Here is a 12,379-nt window from a genome sequence, read left to right on the forward strand (position 1 = left end):
GGTGATACTTACACGTCCAAGCGGGCGAACTGATCCTGCCGATACTGCTCGACACACGCCCCCCGCCTGACCTTGCCGCTGGTGGTGATGGGAATCGAGCCCGGCGGCACCAGAACCAGATCCGCGACGCGCAGACCGTGCGAACTGGATAACGCCGAGGTGACTTCGCGTTTGATGGCGCCCATCCGGTCGGCCGCCTCGTCGTCGGAATCCGCGCGCTTCTTGAATTCGATGATGGCGACCAGCTTTTCGGTGCTGCGATCGCCGGGAACCGATATCGCCGCGCAGCGGCCCCGGGTGATCTCATGGATCGTGGCTTCGATGTCGTCGGGAGAGTGGTTGCGCCCATACACGATCAGCAGATCCTTGATCCGGCCGATGATGAACAACTCGCCGTCGGCGACGAAACCTGAGTCTCCCGTTCGCAGCCACGGACCTTCTGGTGTGCCGTCGGAAGGGGTGACAATCTTCGCGCCGAACGTGCGCTCACTTTCTTCGGGGCGCTGCCAATAGCCGGCGGCGACGTTGTCGCCGTGCACCCAGATTTCTCCGACCATTCCCTCGGGACGCTCGATCGAGGTGTCGGGATCGACGATGCGCAGGATCGGCGATTGCGGCACCAGGTAGCTGACCAACGGTGTACCGGCACCGGTTGCGCACCGCTTCGCTTGGCCGTCGGCCAATTGCTCCGTTTCGAAGTCTAGGAATTTTGGTGGGTGGCCCGGCCTACTGTTCGCCACGTACACCGTTGCCTCCGCGAGCCCATACGAGGGCCGGATCACGTTGTCGCGCAGATTGAAGCGCGCAAAGCGGTCGGCGAAACGCTTGATCGCTGCGGGCTGTACCCGCTCGCTACCGCTAAGGATGGTGTTTACACCGCCCAGATCAAATCCGGCCATGTCGGCGTCCGATACTTTCTTGGCCGCCAGCTCAAAGGCGAAGTTCGGTGCCGCCGTGAAGGGTTGAGAATTGTTGGCCAACATATGCATCCACCGGGCCGAACGCTGAAGGAAAGATATCGGGCTGGTGAGCACGGCGGGATACCCGCCCAAAATCGGTGCGCAAACTCCCAGAACCAAACCCATGTCGTGGAAGAACGGCAGCCACGATACGAGCGTCACATCCGGCGGGGGGATCCCGTCGGACTCCGCAAAGAAGCCCGACATCAGCTGTTCGAAATTGGCCCGCAAGTTCTGATGCGACATCATCACGCCGGCGGGCGTACGGGTGGATCCGGACGTGTATTGCAAGTACGCGATGGGCGGGTAATTTCCATCGCCGCCACCAGATCCATTGGGGGAGTCCAGGTCTAGCGAATCAACCTCGATGATCGAGGAAACAGAATTCCCCGACTGCGCCGTAACACGCTGGGCGACATCGCCTACGACAGAAGATGTGGTGAGAACGGCAACGGGCGACGCATCGCGCAGCACCGAATCCACCCGTTCGTCGGTAGCACCACCCTGCGGCACCGAAAGCGGGACGGCGATAAAACCGGCCTGCAACGCGCCCAGAAAGGCGACGATGTAGTCGAGTCCCTGCGGAGCCAAGATCACCGCGCGATCACCCTGGGAACCGCAACCACTTAGCTCCCGTGCGACGTTGAGCGTGCGCCGATACAGCTGCGACCATGTCAGCCGCAGCGCAGCACCATCCCAGTCCTGCTCGTAATCGACAAATGTGATCGCTGTGTCGTTGGGCTGCAGACGGGCCCAATCGCGCAGCACAGCGGGAATGGAACGCACACTCATGGGCACGACGTTACCGGCGTCGTTGCGCGAGCAGACACAGAATCGCACCCACGAGCCCCTGACCGGGCGATTCTGTGTCTGCTCGGCCGCAACCAACCTGTCCACGACCTGGGAATTCGCTTCTTTGTCCTCGGCTTCCCAGTTCGACGTCTAAGCTTGAATTCCCGAGACCTGCCTATGGTATCGAGACCCGAGTCAGCTCGGGTTGGGGGTTCTGCGAGCGGCCTACGCCATTCCGTTGCCCGTATCAAAAATTCGGTGATGTGGTCGGGTAACGGTGGTTGAGCTGAGACGAGGTTGTAAAGCGATGGAAACACGTGTGACTCCTATTGCGGTCATCGGAATGGGATGTCGGCTTCCCGGGGGGATCGACTCGCCCGACTTGTTGTGGGAGTCGTTGCTGCGCGGCGACGATCTGGTGACCGAGATTCCACCGGACCGCTGGGACGCCGACAGCTACTACGACCCCGAGCCGGGGGTTCCCGGACGGTCGGTGTCGAGATGGGGCGGGTTTCTCGACGACGTCGCGGGCTTCGATCCCGAATTTTTCGGGATCAGTGACCGCGAAGCGATCTCGATCGATCCGCAGCACCGATTGCTGCTGGAGACCTCGTGGGAGGCGATCGAGCATGCCGGTCTGGATCCCGCGTCGTTGGCCGGGTCGGCCACGGCCGTGTTTACCGGGTTGACTCACGAGGACTACCTCGTGCTCACCAAGGGTGCGGGTGGTTTGGCGGGTCCGTACGCGGTCACCGGCCTGAACAACAGCGTGGCGTCCGGCCGGATCGCCCACACCCTGGGCCTGCACGGTCCGGCGATGACGTTCGACACCGCGTGTTCGTCAGGGCTGATGGCGGTGCACCTGGCCTGCCGCAGCCTGCACGACGGCGAGAGCGACCTCGCGTTGGCCGGCGGTTGTGCGGTGCTGTTGGAGCCCGACGGCAGTGTGGCGGCGTCCGCGCAGGGCATGCTTTCCCCGACCGGTCGCTGCCACACCTTTGACGTCGCGGCGGACGGGTTCGTGCGTTCCGAGGGCTGCGCGATGGTGTTGCTCAAGCGACTGCCGGATGCGCTGGCCGACGGTAACCGGATCCTCGCCGTGATTCGCGGCACCGCCAGCAATCAGGATGGTCGCTCGGAGACGATCACGATGCCGTCGGAGAAGGCGCAGGTCGCCGTCTACCGTGCGGCGCTGGCGGCGGCGGGCGTAGACCCCGAAACGGTCGGTGCGGTGGAGGCGCACGGCACCGGCACCCCCGTCGGTGACCCGATCGAGTACCGTGGCCTGGCGCAGGTATACGGCACCGCCGGCAACCGCTGCGCGGTCGGATCGTTCAAGAGCAATATGGGCCACAACGAATCCGCGGCGGGGGCAGTGGGGCTGATCAAGACGATCCTGTCGTTGCGGCACGGAGTGGTCCCACCGATGCTGCACTTCAACCGGCTGCCCGACGAACTCGCCGAGATCGAAACGGGACTTTTTGTGCCGCAAGCGGTTACCGAATGGTCGAGCACCGATGAGCGCGCACCGAGACGGGCCGCGGTGTCCTCGTTCGGAATGTCGGGGACCAACGTGCACGCCATCCTCGAGGAAGCGCCTTCGGAAGCTGTTGTACCGCCGCCCGCGGAAGCGCCCGCACAGTCCGTGGGCCCGTTGGTGTTCGCATTGTCGTCCACCTCCGCCGACGGACTGCGGCAGACCGCGCGCCGGCTCGCCGAGTGGGTGCAGGCCCGCGACATTCCGCTGCCCGACCTGGCCTACACGCTCGCGCGCCGGCGTGCGCACCGACCGGTGCGCACCACAGTGGTGGCCGCCGGCCTGCCGGAACTGACCAAGGGTTTGCAGGAGGTCGCCGACGGTGACCTCCCGTACGACGCCGCGGTGGGTCAGGGCGATCGGGGACCGGTGTGGGTGTTCTCCGGGCAGGGGTCGCAGTGGGCCGCGATGGGCGCTGAGCTGCTGGAAACCGAACCGGTGTTCGCCGCGACCGTCGCGGCGGTGGAGCCGGTGATCGCCGGAGAGTCTGGCTTCTCGGTGACCGCGGCGATGACGGCGCCACAGACCGTGACCGGGATCGACAAGGTGCAGCCGACCCTGTTCGCGATGCAGGTTGCACTGGCCGCAACCATGGAGCGGTCCTATGGCGTACGGCCGGGCGCGGTCATCGGGCACTCGCTCGGGGAATCGGCCGCGGCCGTTGTCGCGGGGGCGCTTTCGCTCGAAGACGGGGCGCGCGTCATCTGCCGTCGCTCAAAGTTGATGACCCGCATCTCCGGTGCCGGCGCCATGGCTTCGGTGGAATTGCCTGCCAAGCAAGTGAATTCGGAGCTCATGGCCCGCGGTATCGACGATGTCGCGGTCTCGGTGGTGGCCTCGCCGTCCTCGACGGTGATCGGTGGCACCACCGAGATGGTGCGCGATCTTGTCGCGCGGTGGGAGCAGCGTGACGTGATGGCGCGCGAGGTGGCCGTCGACGTGGCATCGCACTCGCCTCAAGTCGACCCAATCCTCGACGAGTTGGCCGCGGCGCTGGCCGACATAACGCCAACGGCACCCAAGGTGCCGTACTACTCGGCCACCCTGTTCGACCCGCGCGAGCGGCCAGTGTGCGACGGCCGCTACTGGGTGGACAATCTGCGCAACACCGTGCAATTCGCCGCGGCTGTGCAGGCGGCGCTGGAGGACGGCTACCGGGTCTTCGCCGAGCTGTCGCCACACCCCCTGCTTACCCACGCCGTCGAGCAGACCGCCCGCAGCCTCGACATGTCGGTGGCCGCCGTGGCCGGCATGCGGCGTGAGCAGCCGCTGCCGCACGGGCTGCGCGGCTTACTGACGGATCTGCACAGCGCGGGTGCCGCCGTGGACTTTTCGGTCCTCTATCCCACGGGCCGGCTGGTGGACGCGCCGCTGCCGGCGTGGAGCCACCGTCGGCTGTTCCTCGAAGGAGACGGTCAAGAACAGAAGGCGCAGGGCGCCTGCACCATCACCGTGCATCCGCTGCTGGGTTCCCATGTGCGGCTCAACGAGGAACCGAAGCGCCACATTTGGCAGACCGACGTCGGAACCTCGACATTGTCCTGGCTCGGTGATCATCAGGTGCACAACGTCGCTGCCCTACCCGGGGCCGCCTACTGTGAGATGGCGCTGGCCGCCGCCGAGACGGTCTTCGGCGATGCCTGCGAGGTCGGCGACATCGCCTTCGAGCAGATGCTGTTGCTCGACGAAGAAACCCCGATCGACGCCGTCGCGGCGGTCGATGCGCCGGGTGTTGTGAGCTTCGTGGTGGAGTCGAACCAGGACGGGGAAATCACCCGGCATGCCTCCGCGGTGCTGCATGCGACGGAGGATGATTCGCCGCCACCCGGCTACGACATCGCCGCCCTGCTGGCGGCGCATCCTTGCTCTGTGAACGGGTCCGAGTTGCGGGAATCGTTCGTTGAGCGCGGTGTTGCGCACGGCCCTGCGTTCAGCGGTTTGGCCACCGCGCGCACCGCGGAGACTGCGGGCAGCACCGTGCTGGCCGAGGTTGCGCTGCCCGCTTCGATCCGCTTCCAGCAGGGCGCCTACCACGTGCACCCGGCGCTGCTGGACGCCTGTTTCCAGTCGGTCGCCGCGGGTGTGCAAGCCAACGGGGGCGGCCTGTTGTTGCCATTGGGCGTTCGCCGGCTGCGCGCCTACGGACCTACCCGCAATACCCATTACTGCTATACGCGGGTGATCAGAGCTGACGCGACGGGCGGCGAGGCCGACATCGACCTGCTGGACCAGCACGGGGCGGTGCTGCTGACCGTGCGTGGGCTGCGCATGGGCACCGGAACGTCGGAAAGCGGCGAGCGTGATCGGTTGCTGCGAGAGCGGCTGCTGACGCTGGTCTGGCAGCAGCGACCGCTGCCCGACACCGCGCACGCCGAGGCCGGATCATGGTTGCTGATCGACACCTCCGAGGCCACGGACATGTTGGCGACCACGCTGACGGATGCGTTGAAAGCCCAAGGCCCCCAAGGCATCGAATGCAACATCCTGCAGTTGTCGAGGGGTGCCGAGCCCGCGACCAACGTGGAACGGTTGCGCGGTCAATTGCGTACCCGCCCCGCTGACGGAGTGGTGATCCTCTGTGGGTCAGGTGTCGGCGATCCGGATGAGCAGACTTTGCTTCAGGGCCGTGAGCAGGTGCGGCATCTGGTTCGGATCACCCGCGAGCTGGCCGAGCTGGAGGGCGAACTTCCGCGGCTGTTCGTCGTGACCAGGCAAGCCCAGCTAGTCCGGCCGGAAGACGAGCTCAACTTGGAGCACGCCGGGCTGCGCGGCCTGCTGCGGGTGATCGGCAGTGAGCATCCGCTGTTGCGCACCACCCAGGTCGACGTGGACGAGCGCACGCAGGCCGAACAGGTGGCCCAGCAACTGCTGGGCGGATCAGAGGAGGACGAGACCGCCTGGCGCAACGGCGAGTGGTACGTGGCCCGCTTGAGCCCCAGCCCGCTGAGCCACGACGAGCGGCACACCGCCATCGCCGACCACAACCGCGACAGCATGCGGATGCAGATCCGCACCCCGGGCGACCTGCAAACCCTGGAACTCGTTGCGTGTGACCGCATTCCGCCCGGACCGGGGCAGATCGAGGTCGCGGTCACCGTGTCCACGATCAATTTCGCCGATGTTCTCATCGCGTTCGGCCGGTTCCCCGTCATCGACGACCGCCAACCGCAGTTAGGTATGGACTTCGTGGGTGTGGTGACCGGGGTCGGGGACGGCGTCACCGGCCATCGGGTCGGCGACCGGGTTGGCGGATTTTCCGAAGCCGGCTGCTGGCGGACCTACCTCACCTGTGACGCCAACCTTGCCGTCACGCTGCCGCCCGGCCTGGCCGATGACCGGGCGATCGCGGCCGCCACCGCGCACGCCACCGCGTGGTACGGCCTGCACGACCTGGCCGGCATCAAGGCCGGCGACAAGGTGCTGATTCACTCCGCAACCGGCGGTGTCGGGCAGGCGGCCATCGCGATTGCGCGCCACGCCGGAGCGCAGATATTCGCGACGGCGGGCAACCCGCAGAAGCGGGAACTGTTGCGCAACATGGGCATTGAGCACGTATACGACTCGCGCAGTATCGAGTTCGCCGAGCTGATCCGGCGCGACACCGACGGGTACGGCGTGGACATCGTGCTGAACTCGTTGACCGGTGCCGCCCAACGCGCCGGACTGGAGCTGCTGGCCTTCGGTGGACGGTTCGTCGAGATCGGCAAGGCCGACGTGTATGGCAATACCCGGCTGGGGCTGTATCCGTTCCGCCGCGGCCTCACGTTCTACTACGTCGATCTGGCGCTGATGTCCATCGTGCAGCCCGACCGGGTCCGCGAGTTGCTCACCACGGTATTCCAGCTCACCGCTGACGGTGTCCTGGCTGCACCTGAGTGCACCCACTACCCGCTGGCCGACGCGGCCAATGCGATCCGGGCCATGAGCAACGCCGAGCACACCGGCAAGCTGCTGCTCGACATGCCGCGCGGCGGGCGCAGCAGTGTCGTGATGCCGCCGGAGCAGGTTCCGGTGTTCCGCGGCGACGGCGCCTACATCATCACCGGTGGCTTGGGCGGGCTGGGCCTGTTCTTCGCCTCGAAGCTGGCAGGGGCGGGCTGTGGCCGGATCGTGCTGACCGCCCGCTCGCAGCCGAATCCGAAGGCGCGGCAGGCCATTGAGCGCCTCCGCAAGGCCGGCGCGGACATCGTGGTGGAGTGCGGCAACATCGCCGAATCCGACACCGCGGAGCGTCTGGTGAGCGCGGCAACGGCCACCGGGCTTCCGGTGCGGGGCGTGCTGCACGCGGCGGCGGTGGTTGAGGACGCCACGCTGACCAACATCACCGACGAGCTGATCGACCGGGACTGGGCGCCAAAGGTTTACGGATCTTGGAACCTGCACCGCGCTACCAGCGAACAGCCGTTGGACTGGTTCTGCTTGTTCTCCTCGGGTGCAGCCCTGCTGGGCTCGCCGGGTCAGGGCGCCTACGCCGCGGCCAACAGCTGGGTCGACGCCTTCGCCCACTGGCGTCGCGCGCAGGACCTGCCGGCCAGTGCGATCGCGTGGGGTGCGTGGGGAGAGGTCGGCCGCGCCACGTTCTTGGCCGAGGGCGGCGAGATCATGATCAGCCCCGACGAAGGTGCGTACGCCTTCGAGACGTTGCTGCGCCATGACCGCACGTATACCGGTTACATTCCGATCCTGGGAGCGCCCTGGCTCGCCGATCTCGTCCGGCGCAGCCCGTGGGGCGAGATGTTCGAATCCACCGGGCAGAGCACAAGGGGCCCAAGCAAGTTCCGTGCCGAGCTGCTCGCGCTGCCGCAGGACGAATGGCCCGCCCGGCTGCGGCGGCTGATCGTCGAGCAGGCCAGCGTGATCTTGCGTCGCACGGTCGACGCCGACCGCCCCTTCATCGAGTATGGGCTGGACTCGCTGGGCATGCTCGAGATGCGTACCCACCTCGAAACCGAAACCGGGATACGGCTAAGCCCCAAGGTCATTGCCACGCACAACACCGCGCGCGCGTTGGCTCAGCACCTGGCCGACACGCTGGCCGAGGAGCCCGCTACGTAGCGCGAGCAGACGCAAAAGCCCCCATTTCCCTACGGAAATGGGGGCTTTTGCGTCTGCTCGCGCAACGCAACGCAACGTCACTCCATGACCCAGCCGTACTCCGAAGGGATAGTGCACAGCAGCGAACGTATCTCCTCGAGAGGCTTTTCCGATCCCGGCGAGTATCCGTGACGCTCGATCGTCAGCTGCCCCGCCGAAACGCCGCAGCCGTAGAAGTCGATGGGAACGGGCATGGCGCAATGGAACTGGCCCTGGAAGTCATCCAGTTCGATACCCGCGGGGGTGCGGATGTCGGGCAGCGCGCTGACGTCGGTGCAGAACACCAGTGGCGGCAGCCCAGGAGGGTTCTCCTGGAATGCCACCGTGTTGTAAAGGCCGGACTGCTGAATCAGCCCATCGGACAAGTCATTTCGAAATGTTTCGGCGATATCGCTGGCCAGATCCACGATGTCGGTATCCGGCCCGATCTCGGCGAGATACGTCGCCACTCCCACGAGGTTGGTACTGTCCGTCGGGTTCACCGGCGGGTTGAGCACATACCGCAGGTCGACGGGGTAGCAGTAGGGGATGGGCACATGCGGCGTCTCGCGAAGCTTCCACTCGGTCATCAGGATGGCCCCCGCCACCACGGTGCTGACGCTGACCCGGTTTTCCCGGCCGAACTCTACGAGGTCCGCTGTCTCCTGCTCGGTGAGACGGACTCTGGTTACCGGAACGGGTTGGGGTGAACCAGGTTTCGCACTAACCGTGGGTCGCGGCGCCGCGGGGAGGTCGTAGGCATGCAACAACGGCAAGAAGCGCTCGATGCCCGACATTCCCAGCTTCTTGACGCCTCGCTGCTCCAGCATGGCCTCCGGTGAATAAGGCACCGGCTGCGGGACTACCGGACCGGGGTCACCGTTGGTCACGACGTCGGTGTACCGGGAGAACAGCTCGTCGAGGAGCGCGGCCCCATGGTGTCCGTCGGCGATGGCGTGGTGGAGAAACACCGTTAGTTCGGAGGCCGCCTCGCCGAGCGTCAATCGCATGTTCACCAGGGACAGGCTCTGATCGAGAGGCATCTCGGCCTCGCCAACCCGCATCCCGTTGTTACCGTCGGCGACCCACATGCCGTTGTGGAGGAAGTCGTCGGCGACGATGTGGTAACTCCCATCGGAACCTTGCTCGAGGTGCGTGCCAAGCACCGGGTGGGCCTCCAGCAGCGCGTCCAACGCCTCCGACATCGCGTCGACATCGACCCGACCGCGTAGTCGCACGGTCATGGAGGTGAAGGCCTCGAACTTGGCGAACACTTCCTCGCTTGGCGCCAGCCTTCGGATCACGGATCCGGCAAACACGTTAAGACTCCTGCCCTTTCGTCAGTGCACGCAGGCCCGTCGATAGCCGATCGCCAGCGGTATCGCGCATGCCGCCGAAATGCCCGCGGCCCACAGCAGCGTGGCGATCATCGGTGCCTGAATTGGCCCGCCCAACGCCAAGCCGCGCATCGTTTCGATGGCGTAGCTCACCGGTTGATGCGCGACGATCGGCTGGACCCAGCGTGGATATTGGTTCAACGGCAACAGTCCTGTGGAGAAGAAGATGGCGAGCGCTTGCACCACCTCGACCGCCTCAACGACGAGTGTTTTCACCGTGTACAGCGCCACGGTGGTGACGATGACTGCGAATGCCGTGCCGAGTATCACTGGCACAGCGAGCCAGGTCAGGCTCATGAGCAGGCCCTGCTGAAACCGGAACCCCAGTAGTACACCGGCGCCCAGCATCACCACGGTGGTGAACAGAATCCGAATCGCCTCGGCCAGAATTCGAGCCAGCACGCCCGACGCTCGGTGCACCGGCAGCACCCATAATCGCGAAAGCAGACCCGAGGAGCGTTCGCGCATCAGGTCCATCGCGACGAATGTGGAGCCAGTGATGGCGCCGCCGAGCGCGATCAGCGGCACGATGCTGTACAGCGCGCTCCGGTGGGTCATCGCGTAGACCAGTTCGCCAAGCACGATGTACAGCGTCAGCAGGAAAAGGATTGGCAGCACCAGCGATTCGACGACGGTCACGAGGTCACGTGCCCACCGGGACAGAATCCGCTTGGTCTGCACCAGGGTTTGCGGAATCAGCAGCACCACGGAATTCTCCGGGTGCCGCCAGTGGAGCGGGCGAAACCCGACTGCCTGATCTGTCGCGGAACTCATGGCCGCCTTGACAAAACGATCACCGATGATGGCACCAGGACCACCATCACACCGAACAACCACGCCAGCGTCGGCGCCATGAGGGGCCAGGATACCGACAGGGCATTGCGGGTGGTATCCCCGGCCAGCGCGCGCAGCGCAATCACGAACTGCGAGATCGGCTGGTTGCGGACCAGGGGCTGAATCCAATGCGGGAACAGCTTGAGCGGTTGCACGCCAACCGACAACAGCCCGAAGATCATGATCGGCAACGAGAGCAGCGGCAGCATCGCGTCCGGGTTTCTGCTGGCGGTACCGATCAGGTCCGCGGCGAACGACAGCACCGCGCCGATCGCGATCACCAGGACGCAATATCCGGCGATGTGCGCCGGCCCGTAATGGAACCGGAATCCGATCACATGGCCACAGATCAGCGACCCTGCCAACCCAATCGAGCAGCGGTACACGCTGGCTGTCGTGCGGGCAAGGACCGGCGTCAGCGGTGCGATGGGCATGGACCTGAACCGGCGGTTGACACCCTCGAGCGAATCGGTTGCCGCCCGGAAGGCCGCCGACATCGCGGCGAACGCGACGGCCTGCAGTCCAATCAGCGGCGTGATGTATTGCCCCAGGCTGCTGCTGATGCCCTTGCTGCCGCCACCCACGTAATGGTTCCAGGGTATGGAGAACGGAACGTAGAAGGCCGCGGTGAAGGCTATCGATGCCCCCACCACGGTGATCAACTCACCGTTGCGCAGGGATGGTGCGATGAAGCGCACGGTGAGCACCCACCATTGCCGGAGCCGCGACGGTTGCCGTCTCGGCACCGCCGGCGCCCCCGCGGGTTCTAGGGCTGCTAGGATCGGCGCGCTCATGGCAGGGCCTCTACCGCCAGATGGCTCAAGGCGCGAGCCTCGCTGGGATCGGCCGTCATCGAAAGGAACACATCGTCGAGCGACGGCCGGCGTAGCGCAATGTCGGCCAGCTCGATATTCGCTGCGTTGAGCCGCTTTACGGCCTCGATCAGCGTGCCGGTGCCGTCCGGCGCCGGCATCGTGATCCGGTCGGATTCCGCGGTCAGCATTTCTCTTTGTTGATCGGGTAACAACGGACCGAGCGCTTCGACGATGGCGCCCAGATCCGTCAGATCCTGCGGCACTATTTCGCAGAAAGTGCCGCCGGCGCGATGCTTGAGCTCGTCCGCAGTGCCCTCCGCGATGATCGTGCCGCGATCGATCAAGATGATCCGGTCACTGAGCGCGTCCGCCTCTTCGAGATACTGCGTGGTCAACAGCGTGGCGATGCCCAATTTCTTGAAGCTGCCGACCAGGTCCCAAATGGCTTGCCGGCTCCTGGGATCCAGCCCCGTGGTGGGTTCGTCCAAGAACGCCACCTGAGGCTGGACCACCAAACCGCAGGCGATGTCGATGCGTCGGCGCATCCCTCCCGAGTAGGTGCTGACCCGCCGCTTGGCGGCATGCACGAGGTCGAATTGCTCGAGCAGTTCCTGCGCCCGCGCGCGCGCCGCTGCCTTGCTCAGGCCGTATAACCGGCCGAACACCACCAGATTCTGCTCACCGGAAAGCATGTCATCGACGGCCACCTGCTGTCCGGTGAGCATGATCGAACGGCGCACCCCGGCCGGCTCGGAAACCACGTCGTAGCCGGCGACGGTCGCGGTGCCCTGGTCCGGCCGGGTCAGCGTCGACAAGATGTCCACCATGGTGGTCTTGCCGGCGCCGTTCGGGCCAAGCAGGCCAATCACCTCTCCGCGGCCCACGTCGAAACTGACGTCATCCAGGGCCACGACGTTGCCGAACTTCTTGCGAATTCCGCGAACCACCACAGCCGCATCGTTATTGGACATC

Annotated in this window: 6 protein-coding genes; 1 reads left to right on the forward strand and 5 read right to left on the reverse strand. The window is 65.6% G+C overall.

Annotation, left to right across the window (positions count from 1 at the left end):
- Positions 1 to 8 precede the first annotated feature (8 nt).
- Entirely contained in the window at positions 9 to 1,751 is a 1,743-nt protein-coding gene (gene fadD28, locus AADZ78_RS08420; RefSeq protein ID WP_085249945.1) for a fatty-acid--AMP ligase FAAL28/FadD28, read from the reverse strand.
- A gap of 307 nt (positions 1,752 to 2,058) precedes the next feature.
- Here fadD28 and pks2 point away from each other — a divergent pair, with 307 nt between their 5' ends.
- The gene (gene pks2 / locus AADZ78_RS08425; protein WP_085249917.1) at positions 2,059 to 8,343 is read left to right on the forward strand and encodes a sulfolipid-1 biosynthesis phthioceranic/hydroxyphthioceranic acid synthase; all 6,285 of its coding nucleotides are present in this window, start codon (positions 2,059 to 2,061) and stop codon (positions 8,341 to 8,343) included.
- Between the two features lie 77 nt (positions 8,344 to 8,420).
- On the opposite strand, the gene AADZ78_RS08430 is transcribed toward pks2, so the two are convergent.
- Genes AADZ78_RS08430 through AADZ78_RS08445 form a run of 4 tightly spaced genes read right to left on the reverse strand, consistent with a single transcriptional unit; the run spans position 8,421 to position 12,378 of the window.
- Positions 8,421 to 9,680 carry a phthiocerol/phthiodiolone dimycocerosyl transferase gene (locus tag AADZ78_RS08430; RefSeq protein WP_085249918.1) on the reverse strand — a complete coding sequence of 420 codons (1,260 nt, stop codon included), beginning with the start codon at positions 9,678 to 9,680 and terminating at the stop codon, positions 8,421 to 8,423.
- 21 nt (positions 9,681 to 9,701) lie between these two features.
- Positions 9,702 to 10,532 carry an ABC transporter permease gene (locus AADZ78_RS08435; RefSeq protein WP_085249919.1) on the reverse strand — a complete coding sequence of 277 codons (831 nt, stop codon included), beginning with the start codon at positions 10,530 to 10,532 and terminating at the stop codon, positions 9,702 to 9,704.
- Complete coding sequence (locus AADZ78_RS08440) at positions 10,529 to 11,386, reverse strand: ABC transporter permease (protein ID WP_085249920.1); 858 nt, start codon at positions 11,384 to 11,386, stop codon at positions 10,529 to 10,531. Before AADZ78_RS08440 ends, AADZ78_RS08435 begins: the two co-directional genes overlap by 4 nt.
- The gene (locus tag AADZ78_RS08445) at positions 11,383 to 12,378 is read right to left on the reverse strand and encodes an ATP-binding cassette domain-containing protein (protein WP_085249921.1); all 996 of its coding nucleotides are present in this window, start codon (positions 12,376 to 12,378) and stop codon (positions 11,383 to 11,385) included. The genes AADZ78_RS08440 and AADZ78_RS08445 overlap by 4 nt, the downstream gene beginning before the upstream one ends.
- Position 12,379: the final 1 nt, after the last annotated feature.

The organism is Mycobacterium riyadhense (assembly GCF_963853645.1).
Lineage (GTDB): Bacteria > Actinomycetota > Actinomycetes > Mycobacteriales > Mycobacteriaceae > Mycobacterium > Mycobacterium riyadhense.